Origin of the sequence: Exiguobacterium acetylicum (assembly GCF_019890935.1) — a bacterium.
Lineage (GTDB): Bacteria > Bacillota > Bacilli > Exiguobacteriales > Exiguobacteriaceae > Exiguobacterium_A > Exiguobacterium_A abrahamii.
Map to the genome: position 1 here is coordinate 445,248 of NZ_CP082333.1, position 18,389 is coordinate 463,636.

Below are 18,389 nucleotides of genomic sequence, written 5' to 3' on the forward strand. Positions count from 1 at the left end.
AAAGCCCGGGAGTAAAGCGAATTGTCTCGCTTACTCCCGGGCTTTTTCATTTGAATTTACCTATCAGGAGGCAATTACTATGGCAAAGTATTGGATTGGCATCATCGTCGCAGCGTGTTTTGAAGTTGGCTGGGTCATCGGATTAAAACATGCGGCAACACCACTTGAGTGGGCTGCAACGATCGTCTGTATCATCGTTAGCTTTACCGTGCTCATTAAAGCGAGTAACCATTTACCAGTCGGAACGGTCTATGCTGTTTTCGTCGGTCTCGGAACAGCAGGAACGGTCGTGACGGATATCGTCTTGTTCGATCAAACCGCTTCCGTGATGAAATTAGCATTGATTGCTGTCTTACTCGTCGGCGTCATCGGTCTGAAATTAGTCAGTGGAGAGGAGAAATCAGCATGAGTTGGATTTATTTAATCATTGCCGGAATCTTTGAGATGTTTGGTGTCGTCTTGATCAATACGTTCAATCAAAATAAGAATGCGAAGAATTTACTGTTGATGGGAACAGGATTCGGACTCAGTTTCCTATTCTTAACGCTTGCGATGAATGGTTTACCGATGGGAACAGCGTATGCGGTATGGACGGGAATCGGAGCAGCGGGCGGTGCGATTCTCAGCATGGTGCTCTATAACGAATCAAAAGACTGGAAGCGACTGGTTTGTATCGGTCTCGTCTTAAGTGCGACGATTGGTCTGAAACTCGTCGGCGAATGATCGTTTACATGTCAAACAGATGACGTTTTAACGGAACGTATGTTTTTTGGCATATTTTAACGCAAAAGAGGAAATACTCCTTATAGAAGTCACGCATGACAAATCGTGTTAATAAGGGGAGAACATCCATGAAAACAAAACAATATATCGGAACGTTTTATTCAGAGGAAGAATTGATTTCAAAAATGGACGAACTGCACATTCAAGGACACCGGGAGGAAGACTTCTACGTCATCGTCAAGGAGAAGTCGAACATCGCACTCGTCCGTAGCCAAATGGACGCAGAAATCGCGACGACGAAACCGTCTTGGATTGATCGGATTCGTGGGAACAAAGGACGCGATCAAGAAGTCGATGATCTGTTCGGGTCACTTGATCTATCAGACAATGAAATCGAACAACGCAAAACGGAAGTCGAAGGTGGGGGCTTCGTTCTGTTACTTGAAGTCCAAGACATCCAGTTCGATCCACATTTAAATACAGACAATACGCATCCTGATGTAAAAGTCCGTTATGGTAGTGGCGAAGAGACACATACGTCATCAGATGCGAACTCCAATGCACAGCTCGGCTCCGGTAATCCGCTTGATGTTGATAAAGATTCGAAGGAAGAGCATGCAGAGATTGATTTGCACCGTGCCGGTACGGATAAGATGCCGCAAGACGAGCGGGCAATCGATCATTCAAAAAAACTCGACGGGAACCGGGAACCGGACATCGCGATGCGTCGGGATGACGATTTCCGCCGGCCGGAAACAGAACGCGAGGAAAAAGAACATGATGCAACGCAAGACGGCGAAGAACATCGTCAATCGAAACATCAATCGGATGACATCGCCAAGCAAGACCATGGAAATAATTTAGACCGCTAAAATAATAGATTAGAATCACGCATCAAGGTCATCATCAAAGAAGGTACCTTCCGGATCAATTCCGAAAGGTACCTTCTTTTTGTATGGAGATTAAACGAGAATCGTCTCGTCTTATTTATGATCCGGATTTGATCCTGTACGCACGTTGGCGTTCAATTGATCGATGGCTTGCATATCAGCGTCTGACAAGCTGAAGTCGAAGACATCAAGATTTTCGCGAATGCGGCTTGGCGTGACAGATTTGGGAATCGCGACGATATCGTGTTGCAAGTGCCAACGGAGGACGACTTGAGCTGGCGTTTTCTGATGACGATCGGCGATATCGACGATGACCGGATGCGTTAACGCGTCGCGTCCTTTCATCAACGGACTCCAAGCTTCAACGACAATACCGTGCTTGCGGCAAAAGTCTCGGATCGCTTCTTGGCTAAGGAACGGATGGAGTTCAATCTGATTGACGGCAGGAACGATTGATCCTTCGGCTAAAATTCGTTCCAAGTGCGGAATATGGAAGTTCGAAACACCGATGGCACGCGTCTTTCCTTCTGCATAGAGATGTTCGAGTGCCCGCCATGTCTCGACATAACGATCCTCTTTTGGCATCGGCCAATGAATCAGGTACAAATCGACGTAATCGACACCAAGCTTTTGCAGACTCGTCTCGAAAGCAGCAAGTGTCTCTTCGTAGCCGTGATCGGAATTCCAGACTTTCGTCGTCAGAAAGATCTCTTCTCGGGGAATGCCTGAATCACGCAGCGCACGACCGACACCTTCTTCGTTCTCGTAAATCATCGCCGTATCGATTGAACGATACCCGGCGCGGAGTGCTTCGCTGACCGCTTCATATACTTCTTCTTCCGGTACTTTAAAGACACCATATCCGAGTTGGGGCATGCTGATGCCGTTATTTAACGTAATCTGTTGCATCGATTCATCGACTCCTTTGTAGTGAACTGTTGTCTTTTCTAGTGTACGCTCTCCTTCTATGAAAATCGAATGATTGCCGAAGCGAGTTCTTTTGCGTATACTGAGCGATAACAAATATTAGGAGGCGATTCTGTGATTCGACAAGCTGTTTTGCAATACATACATGAGGAAAACGCGCTCGATCAACTTAAAGAAGTGATAGGTAATCGTTCAGCAGTCCTGATTCATGGACGTCAAGCCTATGAAGCAGCTGCTTTTGCTTTACCGGCATTACCACGTCTTTTATTTGAAGGGCATTGTACGGATCAACAGGTGGAAGCTTTCAAACAAGTATGTGCTCCGTACGATGTGATTCTCGCGCTCGGAGGCGGGAGTGTCATCGATACGGCAAAACAGGTCGCGTTTCAATTGAGACGCCCGATCATCATCATTCCGACGATCGTCTCGAACTGTGCTCCGTGGACTCCGCTCAGTGTCATGTATAACGAAGAGGGACAGTATATCCGATTTGATACGTTCCCCGTCGTGATTGAAGCCCTTTTACTCGATCATCGGATCATCGCAGCAAGTCCGTATGATTATTTTGTAGCCGGACTCGTCGATACGCTAGCGAAGTGGTATGAAGCACGTGCCTTAAGCGGATCGTCGGCTGAGGATCCCGTCATCGAGATGGCACTTCGGACGGCTGAACGTTGTAAGGATCTCATCTTGTCGACGAATATAACGGAAACGCGTTTTCGTGAGTATCCTGTTGAAATGCAACATCTCGTCGAAACCGTCATTCCGTTAGCCGGAAGTATCGGCGGTTTTGGTGACGCGGCGACGCGCGGTGCAATCGGACACGCGGTGCATAACGCGTTATCGCCTCATCCAGAAACGCATACGTTCTTGCACGGGAGTAAGGTCGGTTACGGACTACTCGTTCAGGAGAAGTTACTTGGACATGATGATGATTACATAGAGTTGCGTGACTATCTTCTTATACAAGAACAGCCAACGACACTCGCAGACTTCGGATTATCGCTCGATGTCGTCGAAACACTTGCTTTACGGACATCGAAAGAGGAACTGTGTCGTCTGTTGCGTCCAATCGTGTCAGCGGAACAACTCGTCGATGCTATTACACGGAACGAGACGGTTTCTGTTTCGACGACTTAACATAAAAAGACGCACATGTGCCGAATAATCATCAAACGGTCCATGTGCGTATTTTTATTGTGCTTTCGCAAAGCGAGCATAAGGAGCAGGGCGACCGAGTAGGTATCCTTGACCAAGATCGAAGCCGAGTTCGCGGCAAAGATCGAGTTCTTCTTGCCGTTCGATGCCTTCCGCTAAGATTTGAATCCCCATTTCTCGTGTCAGATGACGGGCTTTTCGTAAAAAGGCTTCGTTTTCTGAGTTCGTATCGCAGTGATCGATGAAGGAACGATCAATTTTAATATAATCCGGTTGAAGCAAGGACAACATATCGAGTGTCGAGAAACCAGCGCCGACATCGTCCAGTGCTACTTGAATGCCTTGCTTTTTATACTGTTCGAAGACGTGTTTCAAATGGTTGACGTCTTCAATTTTTTCCGTTTCGACGACTTCGAAGACGAGCCGGCTCGGATCGACTTGATAACGTTCGACGATCTCAAACGTATGGCGCAGGCAATACTCCGGATTATAGATCGTCGAAGGGAGAAAGTTGATGAACGTTTTTGTTGTGCCACCGATATGATGCGTCGCACGAATGGCTTCTTCACGCGCCCGCTGATCAAGACGGGAATGAAGTCCCATCTTCGAGGCCGTCGAAAACAAGACACCAGGCGAGATAGGCGTGTTATCATCTGCTGCTCGCAATAAGGCTTCGTTCGCGACGAGCACGTTGCGCTGGATATCATAAATCGGCTGTAAATGGCTCGTCATGATCCCATGCTGGATGAAATCAATCGCAGACCGATGCTTCAGTTGTTCTAGAAGTGCTGAAGCTAGGATGGGTGCTGTCACGTAACGCGATTGTGTGGCGCGACACGACACCGGATAATCCGCTACACGTAAGAGCGATGTCAGTAGCTGTTCGAGCTGTTCAAACGATTGATAGGAATAGATTTCTGGCGTTGGTGATTGAATATGGAGTGCTCCCGCTTCAACGAAACGGATTGATGTCGTACATTCGGCGCAAGGATGCCACATAAAGGGATGTCCACCTCTCAGTACATCAAAAAAAGATGTATTTATTAAATTGGTTAAATTCTTTACCCTAAGAGAAAAAGAAATTAAACCTGTTCTTCATAATCATTGACCTCATACAAAAAAGAGAAGGGAACGACGGACACAATTCCGTACGTTCTCTCCTCTATCGGTCACATTCTTTCATTATGAAGTGTAAACAAACCAGAAAGTGAGATGCAAGACAGCGGCCATTGGAACGAGCCATTGGAACTTCGCTTTCCGTGTCTTGTGTCGAACTGTGTACATACCGATCCAAGAACCGAGCGCACCACCGAGGAAAGCAATCGTCAATAGTGTCGCTTCGGGTGTTCGGTAAGCATGTTGCCGCGCCCGACGTTTATCCTGCCACATCGAGACAAATCCGATGAGTGTCAGGAGGAGGTAATACCCTAAGATGATCCTCATGAAAAAACGACTCCTTTTCTACCGTTCGGCACCACCACCGCCGGAACTTCCGCCACCACCGCGACTGCCACCATTTCCACCGCCACCACGCATGATCGCGGAGAAGATGTTCAAAATCGCAAAGAAGAACATACCACCGGTGAACTTCATATCGAGGAACAATAAGATCAGTAATCCAGCACCAATCAGAATCTTCGTCCAAAGCGGAAGTCCGTCGTCATGTTGTGTTTTCGGAGGATCCTGTGACTCAAGCGACTGGTCCTTTGAAATGACACTGACGACCGCTTTATATGTTTCAGACGCTGCTTTTCCATACTCACCGTTTTCCTTGTAAGGAACCGCATACTGATCGAGAATACGTCCGGCTGTGATGTCTGTCAAAATCCCTTCGAGTTTATAACCGACCTCGATCCGGAATTGGCGATCCTTTTCGTTCGGAGCGACGACGACAAGAACACCATTGTCTTTTCCTTCTTGACCGATGCCTTGGCGCCGGAACGTTTCATTGGCGTAAGAGCTTAAATCCTGTTCCTTTAAATCGGGAACCGTCTTGAGGACGACTTGTGCCGTCGTATATTGTTCGAGTTCCTGACCGAGTTGCGCGAGTTCGGCTTCTTCCGAAGGGGTGAGCAGCTGAGCATCATCCTGAATGAAGAAGGCTGCTCCCGTTCGTTCTGAAACGGCACTAGCTGTTGGAACGAAGAGGAAGAAGACGAGGAACGCGCTCAATAGAAGTCGCGTCCACTGCCGAATCATTTCGAATCACTGTTAAAGTCGACGGTCGGATTTTCCCGGTCGCTGTCTGAAATCTCGTAATACGGTTTTTTCTCGAATCCGAAGGCGGATGCGTAGAGTGTCGTTGGGAAGCTCCGACGTTTTTTGTTATAGAGGGTTACAGCATCATTGTAATCCTTGCGGGCGATCCCGAGACGATTTTCTGTTCCTTCCAGTGTGTCCATCAAGGATTGGAACCGTTCGCTTGATTTTAGTTCTGGATAAGTCGTCTGCAAGGCAATCAATCCGCGAAGCGAAGACGTAACTTGTTGGTCGGCTTCGATCCGTTGTTCGGTTGACGCAGCACGCGCAAGACCAGCTTGAGCTTCTGCGACTTTACCGTAGACTTTTTCTTCTTGACCCGCGACCCCTTTAACAGTTTCAACGAGGTTCGGAATCAAATCCGCACGACGTTTGATTTGGTTGTCGACTTGCGACCATTTATTCGATACATCTTCTTCTACATTGACGAGGCTATTGTATTGTCCGATTGCTAAAAAGGCAATCACGGCAACAATAACGACTCCGATGATTAATGGGAGTTTTGATGTACTCCGACTTCTGCGTGCCATGTGGCATTCACTCCTTTAATTATGTCTCATCCCTATATACCCTTAAGCGACTGAATTAGTTTCAAAAAAATGAAAAACCGTCAGCTAAAATAGCTAACGGTTTGAACTTACATGTAGACGATGACAGCTAAGACAGCTGCTAAGACAAGACGGTAGATGGCGAACGGAACGAGTTTGATCTTGTTGATCAGCTTCAAGAAGAAGCGAATCGATAAGAGAGCAAACACGAACGATGCAACGAAACCGACAGCATAGAATGCGAAGTGGTTCGGTTGAATGTTCTCCCAGTTCTTAACGAGCGAAAGGAAACTAGCACCGAACATGATCGGTACAGCCATGATGAACGTAAAGTCAGCTGCCGTCCGGTGATTCATCCCGAGGAAGACCCCTCCGGAAATCGTTGAACCAGAACGAGAGAAGCCAGGCCAAAGGGAAATACATTGGAACAGACCGACGAGTGCTGCTTGGCGATATGTAATCTGATCAAGCGATGTCGTTTTGGGTTCCTTTGGTCCGAATTTATCGGCTGCAATCATCAAGAGGGCACCGACAGCAAGACCGATGATGACCGTTTCAATCGAGAAGAGGTTCTCATCGATGAAATCTTCGAATAACAATCCGAGAACAGCTGCTGGTAGAAGACCGATCAAGACGTGACGTAGCTTTAACTTGTGTGTGCCTGATGCGTCATGTTCGCCTTCAATCTTATACAAACCGATCAAGCTGAAGAGGCGTTTCCAAAAGACGACGACGACCGCAAGAATCGATCCGAGCTGAATGACGATTTTAAAGGTGTTCGCCGAATATTTACCGAGAAAATCCGTCGTTTGCAACCACATGTCATCGACGATGATCATGTGACCTGTGGAAGAGACCGGTGCAAATTCCGTCATCCCTTCGACGAAACCGAGTAAGAGCGCTTTTAAAAGTTCAATGATTGTCATGATAATCTCCTTCTATATGATGTGCTAGTTAAAAACATATCATGTTTTATTCTTGTGAGATAGAACTAATTGGAATATCGGGCGCAGGTCTGAGAGACGATCGTATGTGTAAGAAGCGTTGTACGATTTAAATTCGTTTGGATAAGATAATAGATGGATTTAGGTATCATCGGATAGATCAGGAAATTCGATCATTTCCATTCATACTAAAACGGCATGAAGGAAAGGGAAATCTTTCTGTTAGGACACAAGGTCAGAAAAACTTCAAATCGATTGGTTTCACTGGAATATGTCTGGATCTACAAACAGAAAAACGAGCAGGAGACAGTATCGTCCACTACTCGTTTTGAAACGGGATCATCCTAAAGCGACGTCAAGAATCATCATGACCGTAAACCCGACCATCAGACCAAGCGTTGCTAAATCGGATCCGTTTTCTGCTTGTGATTCCGGAATCAATTCTTCGACGACGACGAAAATCATCGCTCCGGCAGCAAACGATAACGCATACGGTAGAAGCGGTTGAACGAAGAAGACCGCGGCTGCTCCGACCATCGCGGCAATCGGTTCGACGATTGCTGACAATTGACCGTAATGGAAGGCGCGCCGACGCGACATTCCTTCACCGCGTAGTGGAATCGATAGGGCAGCTCCCTCCGGCATGTTTTGTATCCCAATACCGAGTGCGAGCGTCAAGGCACCGGCGACGGTCGCCCCGTCCATGTTTAAGGCAGCGGCGCCAAAAGCGACACCAATCGCAAGACCTTCGGGAATATTGTGCAACGTGATCGCAAGAAATAGTAACGTCGTTTTCTTGAGTCCTGTCGAAGGACCTTCCGCTGTCTCGAGTGGTGCAGATAAGTGCAAATGCGGCGTAACGAAGTCGAGGAGACGGACGAAAAATCCACCAGCGAGAAAACCGATGGCGGCAGGAATCCAGGCGATTCCTCCATCCTGCTCCGTGAACTCGATCGCAGGAGCAAGCAGCGACCAAAACGACGCGGCAATCATGACGCCGGCAGCAAAACCGAGCATCATGTTCATGACGCGTTTTTCAATCGTCGTAAAGACGAAGACGAGTGCCGCACCAAGTGCGGTTAACCCCCACGTCATCATTCCGGCAAGTAATGCTTGCACGACGACGGGGAGGGAAGTAAACCAATCCAACATGACTATTCCTTCTTTCCGGGCACGATTTAAAGCATCCATCTGTATGAGAGCTTACCCGTTTTCGATCCGGACGATTCGTGTGAAGGGAATTTCAATGACTTCACGTCCGCGCAGAAAGAGAACGGAACGTTCGGGTTCTAGTCGTTCGACGAAACCGACGACCGTCACGTAGCTACTTTCCTTATAATACGTGATTTCAAGTTCGTTTCCTTCTATTAAAGCTTCTTGAAGCAGAAAGTGCCATGATTCTTGCAGCTGTTCATCAATTTCAGGCAAGTCGAGCTGATGCATCTGAACATAGTATTCCCGCAGCAATTGCAAATGTTCCGGCATGAGAAAAGGAATCCATTTTAAATTTCCCCGATCACGATACGCTGTCATGACGATCACCTCCCGGATGACCGCCGACAAAACGAAGGCGACGTTTGGCGACACTCGTATCAAGAAACGAGACAGCGAGGCGAATCGTTCCTTTTCCGTAGCGAAGGTTGACGACATCCATTGCTTTTAATAACCGTCGCCGTTTCCAGAGCCGCGCATTATCCTCGAACAAAGACAACTGTAAGGTGCCTTGATCAGCAGTCAAATGCCCCACTGCGACGGATAAAAAACGAACAGGTTCCCCGTCGAGCCAATTCGGTTCGAATAATTGTAAGACGTGACGCAAAATGATGCGTTCATCGGATGTCGGATAAGGCAACCGTACTTGACGGGAGAAACCACTTCGGACGACGTTTCGAGAATAACGGACACCGATGTGAACGGTCCAGCCGACTTGATTCGAAAAGCGACAACGTGCGGCAACATCCTGTACCAGTTCATTGAGCACATTCCGGATGCGTTCGAACTGATAATAGTCCTGCATTAAGGTCACACCGTGTCCAATCGTCCGTTGAGGGGCTTTCTCGAACAGATGACGTGGGGGAAGCAGTGTCGGTGACGCGTCGAGTCCCCAAGCGTGATGCCACAGTTCGGCACCGATGACACCGAAGCGTTCGTGTAACTCTTCAACGGGGCGCATGGCAAGATCACCGATCGTTTCAATCCCCATCATCTGCAGATGTTGTTCCATGCGATGTCCAACTCCCCACATCTTTCGAATCGGAAAATCATGAAGACGTCGTGCGACATCAGCATATCCACATCGCGCGATGCCTTCTTTTTTCCCGATTAAATCAAGCGTCAGTTTCGCGATGACGTTATTTGGACCAATCCCGATGCGGACGTGGATGCCGGTCTGTTTCAGGATTGCTTCTTTAATTTTGAGGGCAGCTTGCAGGTCGGAACCAAATAGGCGATCGGTTCCGGTCATGTCAATGAAACTTTCGTCAATCGAATAGACGCGGATGGCTTCAGGTGGGGCGAATTGGTGCAGGACATCCAGGACACGAATCGACGTCTTCATATAAGCGAGCATACGTGGTTCGACAAGTCGAATCGTACGACGAACAGCGTATGGCAATTGCTCGATTTCATATAATCGACCGGCTGTCTTGATTCCAAGTGCTTTTAAGGCAGGGGTGGCAGCGAGAATGACGGACCCGCTTCGTTTTAAATCGGAGACGACCGCCAGGCGTGTCGTCAAGGGGGGGAGATTGCGATACTGGCATTCACAGCTGGCGTAGAAGGACACACTGTCGACGCAAAAAATACGTTTATCTTGTGGTAAAACGACGGAAGGAAACATCTGAATCACTCCTTTACATAAAAGAACGTATGTTCTTATTTTGATTTTCCTTGACTATAGCATGGTCTCAAAGTGTCTCAAAATAAAAACTGTTGAAAAAGGGGAATTCGAACGATTTCTCCTCATATAAAAGGAGTTTGGTACACTAAGGGAGAGAAAAAAGGGGGAACCTTCATTGAAAGAGACCGTTATCCGTTTACCAGAATTACCGAAGACACTTCAGTCAGAGACGTTCGATCAAGTCGAAATCGATGACCCGTATCTGAAAGGAGCGCGTTATGAGAAAGAGTCGATGCCGAGTGAACTGACAGAACGCATCGATGCCTATCAAGTGTGTTTTCAAAATGTCTCGTTCGCGAATCTTACCTTTGACCGTGGTTCGTTCGAAGATATTCGTTTTGAGCAATGCGACTTAACCGGATGTCACTTCCAAGAAACTCGTTTTCACCGTGTGTCCTTCGCCGGATGCCGGATGACGGGTGTTCAGTTCGAAGATTGTACGCTGGACCATTTAACGATTCAGGAAGGGCTCGCGGATTACGTACAGTTCATTCGCAGTACGGTCCGTCATCAACATTGGAGCGAAACGACGATGAAAGAAGCACAGTTCTTCGAAGTGAAACCGACCCATTGGAAACTCGAAGCGGTCCGGCTTACAGATAGCCAATGGATTGAAACACCGTTAAAAGGTCTCGACCTCCGGCAGACGGAACTCTCTGGTATTACGATCGATCCGCGATTTTTACCAGGCGCTGTCATTACGGAAGAGCAAGCAGTCGCCTTTGCTCGCTTGTTAGGTCTTGTCATTCCATAACCAAAAGAAGTCCTACTTTCGATTGTTACTCGAAAAGCAGGACTTCTTTTTAATGAAGGTTACTGTTCTTAAAATGACATCGTTTCGCCGTCCTCCGGAATCAGGAAATGGGCAGAAAGGTGGAAGGCGGCTAAAAAGTCAGCAATCATATCACGTCGCAAGAGACAGTGGTTGACGGACTCGAGGTGCGAGACGATGATCGTCGCTTCCGCCGCCGCTTCGTGTACGGCAAGGAGATCACGCTGTGACATCGTGATCGGCTCTCCGGTCAAGAACTGGGCGGCGCCACTGTTGATGACGATGATATCGGGTGTATGTTGTTCGATTGCATGCGCGACCTCGTCGCACCAGATCGTATCACCTGCGATATAAAGTGTCGGTTCGTCCGGATGGGTGAGGACGAGCCCAGACACACGTCCCATCCGTTCGCCGATTTCACCGACACCATGCTGTCCACCTGTTCGATGGATTTGGATATCCCCGATCGTCACACCGGAATCGAAGGAAGAGACGTTCGTGAAGCCGGCTTCTCGGATGTGCTGCGCGTCTTCTTCTTGCTGCGCATAGAGTGGCAAATGCTTGGGTAGAAGTTGTTTAGCAGCATCATCGAAATGATCGGCATGCAGATGCGTGACAAAGACAGCGTCAGGATCGAGCAGTGTATTGACATCGACCGGTAAGTCGACGAGTGGATTGGCGACGGCATTCGGTGTTTGACCGAAGGGAGGCAAGCTGCCTTTTTCGCCGAGGAACGGATCAATCAGTAAGACTTGATTGGCATACGTGACTACGAGTGTTGCATTGCGAATTTGTTGAATATCCATTAGGTTCATCCTCTCTCAATGACTCGGATTAACTATTCCCCGTCTGGCATTCAATGAATCCTATCGCAAGCGTTTCTCCATCGCCATGACGTCGACATATTCACCGTTCAACTGTCCTTGCTCCTTAAACGTTCCGACGATCCTGAATCCAGAGCGGATATAGAGTTTTTGTCCGATTTTATTGAATGGGAAGGTGAAGAGGATGAGTTTATGCATCTGATGATCACGGGCGTGTTGTTCAGCCGTTTCAAGCAAACGTGTGCCAATCCCTTGTCCACGATGAGTCCGGGTGATATAAACCGAAATCTCACCGACGGATGCGTAGACAGGACGCGGATTATACGGATCGAGGGAAATGAAGCCGAGGACACCTGTGTCATCTTCAGCGACATATCCGGCATATCGATCGGTGCGTTCTGCATACCACTGGGTCATGAAGGATAAGTCCTTTTGGTCGGTCTCAAGCGTTGCGATTCGATCTTCGATGCCTTCGTTATAGATGGCGAGAATCGCTGGTAAGTCGTGTTCCGTTACGGGACGAATATGCATGACGCTCACTTCCTCATCGCTTTTCCTTCATTATATCGGTTATGTGTCAATGTAGTGATATGTTTGTGCGATAAGAAAAGCGCTGATTTCCTTCTTATAAAGGAAATCAGCGCTTATATCGTTCTTAAGAGACCGTTGACGTCTCGTTTTCATAAATCGGAACCCAGCCGTCTGTCGTGACGAAGATTCGAACAGCAACGACTTTACGATCGTCTTGAAGCGTAAAGTAGTGGCGTGTGTTAACAGGAACGGAAATCAAATCACCAGGATTGAGTTCGATGTTATAGTAGCCGACTTCTTCGTCTTTGATCGCGAAGACGCCGTGACCGCTGACGATGAAACGTACTTCATCATCCGTATGGTGATGTTCTTTCTGGAAGTTGACGAGCAACTCATCCAGGTTCGGTGTCGTATCTGAAAGTGAGATGATATCAGCTGTCTGATACCCACGACGTTCTGATACGTCTTTGATTTCGGGAGCGAACGTATCGAGAATCGTTTGTTTGTCTGCATCCGTCAGTGTGAAGTTCTCAACGAGAGGCGCTGGAAGTTTCGAAACGTCCCATTGTTCGTAAAGAACGCCGCGTGACGCAAGGAAGTCAGCGACTTCCGTTTGATCCGTATACCGTGTGTTTGTTTCTTGGAATAAGACTGTTGCCATGAGATGATTCCTCCTTTTAATGAATGGATTGACGGCATGATTGCAACGTCAACGTGTAATTGAATAAAAACTCGAAGGCTTCGAGGTGTTTCTTTGCTTCAAAGGCGGTCGGTGCCCAGACCGTGATTCCGTGATTGCGAATCAGGACGGCACCACTGTCCGCTGTGACATGAGGTGCAAAAGCAGCGGCAAGCGTCGGGATGTCCGCATGATTCGGAATGATTGGCACCGTGACCGTCGCATCCTCTTCCCAGTGTCCGAGTGCCTTGATGATTTCTTGACCGGAAAAGGTGATACTGCCTTGATCGCCATAGAGTTCCGAAATCACATTGTTCGCAATCGTATGGACATGCAGGGAACAACCGGCGTCCGTTCGATTGAACACTTCGACATGGAGTAATGTCTCAGCGGAAGGACGCCCGGATTGCTCACCGATCAATTGACCGGTCGCATCGACATGAACGAAGTCGTCAGGAGTCGTCTGCCGTTTATCTTTTCCGCTTGCCGTCACAAGGAATTCAACCGGGACACCGGATGTCCGGATGGCGAGATTGCCACTCGTACCAGGGAACCAATCGCGCGCCGCAAGCTCTTGTTTGATGGCTCGTAATTCTTCATAGCGTCGCATGAATGTCATGTTGTCACCTCCGCTCGTGTTAAATCATGAACGATATCGTGGAACGTCTCAAACGGTGTATAGGCGATATCGTTCTCTTCACACAACGTGATCAGATAATCACGGGCATAGACACGATCCGCTTGTTTTGCGAGTTCGAAGTCCGTCACCGAGTCGCCGATGACGATGATGACGTCACCACCTTTACGTAGTGTCCGGGCAACGGACGTTTTACAACAGCCGCACCCGTTCGTACAATGGGCATCGCAGGCGTTTGGCCAATCGATATGGACGAATGGACCACTGAAATCAGCGACGTTACAGTAAATCTGTTCTTGGTCGAGGAAGGGCGCTAAGATCGGTTCGACGAAAAAGTCCATTCCACCGCTGACGATCGAAAAATCGATGCCTTGACGACGACTGTACTGCAGTAACTCCGAAAATCCGTCGCGAATGACCGCACGCTCCAACAAAAAGTCAAGATAGGCTGTTTTTCCGTCAGACGGCAGAAGTGAGAACATTTGCCCGACGCCACTCTGGATCGATAACGTCCGGTCGAGTACGCCGTGTTTCAACGGTTCGAAGTCACTCGCTGGCGCAAATGCCTGCATGAGTGCGATGATGTTATCCTGTGTCGTCACCGTCCCGTCGAAGTCACAAAGAATCCGTACGGTCATGACTTGATCCCCCAAGCGTCGAGGGCAATTCGTAATTCTTCATGACGCGATGCTGCCGTCGATAGGGATTCATTTGCGAGTGCCGCATCGAGTGCCTGACGGAAAGCAATGACGCCAGCCGCAGCACCTTGCGGATGACCATGTACGCCGCCACCGGCGTTGATGACGGAATCGATCCCGAAGTCCCGTACGAGTTGAGCGACGAGTCCAGGATGAATACCGGCTGAAGGAACCGGGAAGATCGATTTCGTCTGCCCGAGACGGGTCGCTTCGACCGCGATGCCACGAGCGACATCCTTTGGCAAAGCGACATTGCCGTAAGGAGACGGGAATAGCGTCAAGTCTGCTCCAGCAGCGCGCGGTAATGTGCCGAGTAAGACAGGAGCTGCGACTCCGTGATTCGGGCTAGCGATCAACGCACCGCTATATGCCGGATGATTGAAGATCGGAACGTTGATTTCCGGATCACTTGCCAGTTCGCGTAAGACGTCGAGTCCGTATGTGAAGGTATTCAGCAAGAAAGCAGTCGCTCCAGCATCAATCAATCGCTTGGCTTGATCCTTGAGCGTAAAGACGGGACCGCTGAGTGTGATCGCATATAACGCACGTTTACCGGTCCGTTGGAAGTGAGCATCGATGACCTCACGTCCGATCCGTGCCCGGTCAATCGTCGGTGTCAATGGATTGTCGTATAGGATCTCATCGTCTTTGACGAGATCGATCCCACCAGCGAGTTGTCCTTCGAGTTGATCACGAAGGAACGATAAATCGCGTCCGATGACTCCTTTGAAGATGCTCATTAATAATGGGCGATCTTCGACACCGATCAAGGAACGGACCCCTTCGATCCCGAACTTTGCACCTGGAAAGTCCGACGTAAATGTATCGGGTAGTAGCAATTCCGTTAATTTGATTTCACCGTCGAGTGAAAGTTTCCCGAAGACGGTCGTCAGAATCGCAGAAAAGTCGCGCGATACGTTATGTTCCGGGTAACGAATCGTGATATATCCTTTGCCATCGCGCTCTTCGGTATGTACGACTTCCCCTTTGAACGAGGCGAGTTGTTGTTGTTCGAGATGATTCAGTTCCGTCCAAGAACCGACTGTCAGACCAAGCGCGAGTTGTTCAGCGCGTTGCTCGAGTCGATCACGGGCAGTCAATTGATAAGTAGCAGTGATATAAGCCATGTCTTTCCTCCTTCAACAAAAAAATGGTCTCTCGTCAGCGACAAGAGACCATGAATGATTCGAACGTGGACTCTTATCTGTCAGCTTAGTAGCTGCAAGAATTAGCACCGTGCCAAAAGGTCGGTTGCTGCGACATCGTAGGGCTTGTCCCTCCGTCTGCTCTTGATAAGAATTGGATGAAATTGTGAAATCTAATTGCAATTTTTACATGAGAATCGTGACTTGTCAAACTATTTTTAGAAAATTTATTTTTTTGAAAATACTCTTTCTATAGATGACTTAAAAATGATGTCCGTTTCTGCTTGATTTCGATTTGACAGCGAGGAAGTTGATTGCGTAAGATTCAAATCAATATCACACACGACAACTACATACGACTCTTATCGCGAGTTGGCAGAGGGAATTGGCCCGATGACGCCGCAGCAACCGACCACTAGGCACGGTGCTACATCCAACAGACGTTTCGTCTGAGAGATAAGAGGACGCAGTGACTTTTCTGCGCCTCTTTTCGATGACGAAAAGAGGCGCTTTTTCGTGTATCACATAGGGGGAAACTGAGATGACATATAAAGCATTCACGGAACAGGACGCGATTGATCGTGTTCGGACATTAGGACTGATCGGCGATGGAGCCGTCGAAGCAGAAGAGATTGGCGACGGGAACCTCAACCTCGTCTTTCGGATTCGAGAAGGCGAACATCGCTTGATTTTAAAACAAGCATTACCATATGCGAAGGTCGTCGGGGAGAGCTGGCCGTTATCGCTCGAACGAGCGTGGATCGAGCAATCCGCACTCCGTGAATTCGCACGGCATGCCGTACCGTTCGTGCCACGTGTTTTTCATGCTAGTCATGAAGAGGCGTATACGGTCATGGAAGATCTTTCACATCTGACGATCGTTCGAAGCGGTTTACTCGCAGGTGAACAGTATCCGTTGCTTGCGGAACATATCGGTTCTTATCTCGCTCGGACGTTATTCCATACATCGGACTTTGCGCTTGGTCCGGTTGAAAAGAAACGTGTCGCCCGAACGTACTACAATCCAGACTTGTGCGACATCACGGAAAAATTAATCTTCACGGATCCGTTTCATGACGCGGAGACGAACGAGATTGAAACCGGACTCGAAGAAGAGGTGGCACGTCTATGGGCAGACGATGAGTTGAAACGCGAAGTCGCAAAACTTGAAGCGCTCTTCATCACGAAAGGAGATGCATTGCTGCACGGCGATCTACATACAGGAAGCATCTTCGCCTCGGCGACGGAAACGAAAGTCATCGACCCTGAATTCGCCTTTTATGGTCCATTCGGATTCGATGTCGGGCAGTTCATTGCGCATCTATTCTTCGCGGCATATCCGGATTACCCTACACGACGTGACGCCCGAATCAAGGATATCGATACGTTCTGGCTGACGTTCGCTTCAACGTTCCGTGCATTATGGGAACGGGAAGCCGTCGAACCATTCCAGGCATCAGGACTCGTCGATGATGTACTGAGCACGATCTTGCAGGATGCCCTTGGCTTTGCCGGTTGCGAATTGATTCGGCGGACGATTGGTCTTGCACCGGTCGCTGATTTAGAATCAATCGATTCAACGACGGAACGCTTAGAGCGGAAACGTCACGCGCTCCGTCTAGGAACAGCGTTAATCAAACGCCGTACAGAATGCCGGACATTCGATGATTTACGAAACTTTGACGTAACGGAGGAACTCAGCCGATGACTACATTCGTTCAAAGTATCCGTTACGAAGATCGTGTCTTGACGATTCTCGATCAGACACGTCTACCGCAAGAAGAGCACTATGAAGTCATTGCTGATCTTGCGCAAGCGGTTGAGGCGATTAAACAACTGCGCGTTCGGGGCGCACCTGCGATCAGCTTATTCGGGGGATTCGTACTCGTTCAAGAAGCGTACCGGTTTGAAGCGGCGCTTCCGGTCTACAAGCAAGTCTTGCTTGAGACATCGGCGACGTTACTCGCGACACGACCGACGGCCGTCAACTTGCGAAATGTCCTCAATCAATTGAATCCAATCATTCAAGACGGGACGTCGGTAGAAGAGATCCGCGAACGGTTGGAAAAACGGACGGTCGCCTTATACGACCAGGATGCGCAGACGTCACGTCAAATCGGGATTCATGCACTGGAATTGTTCCAGTCAGGCGACCGGATCCTAACGATTTGTAATGCTGGGTCGATTGCGACCGCTGCTTATGGAACGGCACTTGCGCCGTTCTACATCGCAAAAGAACGCGGCATCGAATTATCCGTTTTTGCGAGTGAGACGCGACCGTTACTGCAGGGAGCACGGCTGACGACATGGGAGCTGCAACGTGCCGGGATCGATGTCACGTTAATTACGGACAACATGGTCGCTCACACGCTGAAAGAAAAACAGATCGATGCGATCATCGTCGGTGCCGACCGCATTACACGAAACGGAGATACGGCGAATAAAATCGGGACGTTCCAATTGGCATTGCTCGCGCAAGCTTTTGGTATTCCGTTTTACGTCGCAGCACCGCTCTCAACATTTGACTTCTCGCTCGTTTCCGGAGACGCGATCGAAATCGAAGAACGTGATCCGCAGGAAGTGACGACTGTCCAAGGTATTGCGACAGCACCGGAAGGCGTCGCCGTCTTCAACCCAGCGTTTGATGTCACACCACACACCTTAATCACAGGCATCATTACCGAACTTGGTGTCATCACGCAACCGAATGAAGAAACGATTGAACAATTAACAGGGCTTCAACCCCTCGGATAAG

At 48.7% G+C, this 18,389-nt stretch carries 22 protein-coding genes and 2 riboswitches; of the genes, 7 read left to right on the plus strand and 15 right to left on the minus strand.

All coding sequences use genetic code 11. The features are described 5' to 3' along the window. The first annotated feature begins 79 nt into the window (after window positions 1–79). From K7G97_RS02385 to K7G97_RS02395, 3 genes are all read left to right on the plus strand, one after another. Window positions 80–409 (plus strand): DMT family transporter, encoded by a 330-nt coding sequence (locus K7G97_RS02385; RefSeq protein ID WP_035399004.1) that lies wholly within the window; start codon window positions 80–82, stop codon window positions 407–409. Further along, the gene (locus K7G97_RS02390; protein ID WP_023467016.1) at window positions 406–723 is read left to right on the plus strand and encodes a DMT family transporter; all 318 of its coding nucleotides are present in this window, start codon (window positions 406–408) and stop codon (window positions 721–723) included. Before K7G97_RS02385 ends, K7G97_RS02390 begins: the two co-directional genes overlap by 4 nt. Before the next feature lie 128 nt (window positions 724–851). Further along, window positions 852–1,595 (plus strand): general stress protein, encoded by a 744-nt coding sequence (locus K7G97_RS02395; RefSeq protein WP_223041292.1) that lies wholly within the window; start codon window positions 852–854, stop codon window positions 1,593–1,595. A 111-nt stretch (window positions 1,596–1,706) separates the two neighbouring features. Here the strand turns inward: K7G97_RS02395 and K7G97_RS02400 are convergent, their stop codons facing one another. Next, window positions 1,707–2,522 carry an aldo/keto reductase gene (locus tag K7G97_RS02400; RefSeq protein WP_214856053.1) on the minus strand — a complete coding sequence of 272 codons (816 nt, stop codon included), beginning with the start codon at window positions 2,520–2,522 and terminating at the stop codon, window positions 1,707–1,709. 132 nt (window positions 2,523–2,654) lie between these two features. On the opposite strand from K7G97_RS02400, the gene K7G97_RS02405 reads away from it, so the two are divergent. Further along, window positions 2,655–3,680 (plus strand): iron-containing alcohol dehydrogenase, encoded by a 1,026-nt coding sequence (locus tag K7G97_RS02405; protein ID WP_223041293.1) that lies wholly within the window; start codon window positions 2,655–2,657, stop codon window positions 3,678–3,680. A gap of 54 nt (window positions 3,681–3,734) precedes the next feature. On the opposite strand, the gene K7G97_RS02410 is transcribed toward K7G97_RS02405, so the two are convergent. From K7G97_RS02410 to K7G97_RS02445, 8 genes are all read right to left on the minus strand, one after another. Continuing rightward, entirely contained in the window at window positions 3,735–4,697 is a 963-nt protein-coding gene (locus tag K7G97_RS02410) for an EAL domain-containing protein (RefSeq protein WP_195865730.1), read from the minus strand. Between the two features lie 183 nt (window positions 4,698–4,880). Beyond that, entirely contained in the window at window positions 4,881–5,141 is a 261-nt protein-coding gene (locus tag K7G97_RS02415; protein WP_396133866.1) for a DUF1294 domain-containing protein, read from the minus strand. 18 nt (window positions 5,142–5,159) lie between these two features. Further along, window positions 5,160–5,897 carry a TPM domain-containing protein gene (locus tag K7G97_RS02420; protein WP_223041294.1) on the minus strand — a complete coding sequence of 246 codons (738 nt, stop codon included), beginning with the start codon at window positions 5,895–5,897 and terminating at the stop codon, window positions 5,160–5,162. Further along, entirely contained in the window at window positions 5,894–6,487 is a 594-nt protein-coding gene (locus K7G97_RS02425; RefSeq protein WP_214772187.1) for a LemA family protein, read from the minus strand. The genes K7G97_RS02420 and K7G97_RS02425 overlap by 4 nt, the downstream gene beginning before the upstream one ends. 107 nt (window positions 6,488–6,594) lie before the next feature. Further along, window positions 6,595–7,431 (minus strand): undecaprenyl-diphosphate phosphatase, encoded by an 837-nt coding sequence (locus K7G97_RS02430; RefSeq protein ID WP_133208356.1) that lies wholly within the window; start codon window positions 7,429–7,431, stop codon window positions 6,595–6,597. Between the two features lie 357 nt (window positions 7,432–7,788). Beyond that, on the minus strand, window positions 7,789–8,601 hold the full coding sequence (locus tag K7G97_RS02435) for a ZIP family metal transporter (RefSeq protein WP_023467025.1): 813 nt from the start codon (window positions 8,599–8,601) through the stop codon (window positions 7,789–7,791). A gap of 51 nt (window positions 8,602–8,652) precedes the next feature. Beyond that, complete coding sequence (locus tag K7G97_RS02440) at window positions 8,653–8,982, minus strand: YolD-like family protein (protein ID WP_023467027.1); 330 nt, start codon at window positions 8,980–8,982, stop codon at window positions 8,653–8,655. Next, window positions 8,966–10,288: a Y-family DNA polymerase gene (locus tag K7G97_RS02445; RefSeq protein ID WP_223041295.1), complete on the minus strand. Its 1,323-nt coding sequence runs from the start codon at window positions 10,286–10,288 to the stop codon at window positions 8,966–8,968. Before K7G97_RS02445 ends, K7G97_RS02440 begins: the two co-directional genes overlap by 17 nt. Window positions 10,289–10,463: 175 nt before the next feature. Between K7G97_RS02445 and K7G97_RS02450 the strand changes: the two genes are divergently transcribed. Further along, window positions 10,464–11,102, plus strand: a complete 639-nt coding sequence (locus K7G97_RS02450; protein WP_223041296.1) for a pentapeptide repeat-containing protein — start codon at window positions 10,464–10,466, stop codon at window positions 11,100–11,102. A gap of 68 nt (window positions 11,103–11,170) precedes the next feature. Here the strand turns inward: K7G97_RS02450 and K7G97_RS02455 are convergent, their stop codons facing one another. From K7G97_RS02455 to K7G97_RS02480, 6 genes are all read right to left on the minus strand, one after another. Further along, window positions 11,171–11,926 carry an MBL fold metallo-hydrolase gene (locus tag K7G97_RS02455; RefSeq protein WP_223041297.1) on the minus strand — a complete coding sequence of 252 codons (756 nt, stop codon included), beginning with the start codon at window positions 11,924–11,926 and terminating at the stop codon, window positions 11,171–11,173. 60 nt (window positions 11,927–11,986) lie between these two features. Further along, complete coding sequence (locus K7G97_RS02460; RefSeq protein ID WP_029340721.1) at window positions 11,987–12,475, minus strand: arsinothricin resistance N-acetyltransferase ArsN1 family A; 489 nt, start codon at window positions 12,473–12,475, stop codon at window positions 11,987–11,989. Between the two features lie 124 nt (window positions 12,476–12,599). Continuing rightward, window positions 12,600–13,136 (minus strand): 1,2-dihydroxy-3-keto-5-methylthiopentene dioxygenase, encoded by a 537-nt coding sequence (locus tag K7G97_RS02465; protein ID WP_023467032.1) that lies wholly within the window; start codon window positions 13,134–13,136, stop codon window positions 12,600–12,602. Between the two features lie 16 nt (window positions 13,137–13,152). Further along, on the minus strand, window positions 13,153–13,773 hold the full coding sequence (locus K7G97_RS02470) for a methylthioribulose 1-phosphate dehydratase (protein ID WP_023467033.1): 621 nt from the start codon (window positions 13,771–13,773) through the stop codon (window positions 13,153–13,155). Beyond that, window positions 13,770–14,429: a 2-hydroxy-3-keto-5-methylthiopentenyl-1-phosphate phosphatase gene (locus K7G97_RS02475; RefSeq protein ID WP_223041298.1), complete on the minus strand. Its 660-nt coding sequence runs from the start codon at window positions 14,427–14,429 to the stop codon at window positions 13,770–13,772. Before K7G97_RS02475 ends, K7G97_RS02470 begins: the two co-directional genes overlap by 4 nt. Continuing rightward, the gene (locus tag K7G97_RS02480) at window positions 14,426–15,616 is read right to left on the minus strand and encodes a 2,3-diketo-5-methylthiopentyl-1-phosphate enolase (RefSeq protein ID WP_058714038.1); all 1,191 of its coding nucleotides are present in this window, start codon (window positions 15,614–15,616) and stop codon (window positions 14,426–14,428) included. Before K7G97_RS02480 ends, K7G97_RS02475 begins: the two co-directional genes overlap by 4 nt. A gap of 70 nt (window positions 15,617–15,686) precedes the next feature. Beyond that, a riboswitch (SAM riboswitch) is annotated at window positions 15,687–15,788 on the minus strand. A 205-nt stretch (window positions 15,789–15,993) separates the two neighbouring features. Continuing rightward, a riboswitch (SAM riboswitch) is annotated at window positions 15,994–16,097 on the plus strand. A 78-nt stretch (window positions 16,098–16,175) separates the two neighbouring features. Between K7G97_RS02480 and mtnK the strand changes: the two genes are divergently transcribed. Further along, window positions 16,176–17,342 carry an S-methyl-5-thioribose kinase gene (gene mtnK, locus K7G97_RS02485; RefSeq protein WP_223041299.1) on the plus strand — a complete coding sequence of 389 codons (1,167 nt, stop codon included), beginning with the start codon at window positions 16,176–16,178 and terminating at the stop codon, window positions 17,340–17,342. Next, the gene (mtnA, locus tag K7G97_RS02490; RefSeq protein ID WP_223041300.1) at window positions 17,339–18,388 is read left to right on the plus strand and encodes an S-methyl-5-thioribose-1-phosphate isomerase; all 1,050 of its coding nucleotides are present in this window, start codon (window positions 17,339–17,341) and stop codon (window positions 18,386–18,388) included. Before mtnK ends, mtnA begins: the two co-directional genes overlap by 4 nt. Window position 18,389: the final 1 nt, after the last annotated feature.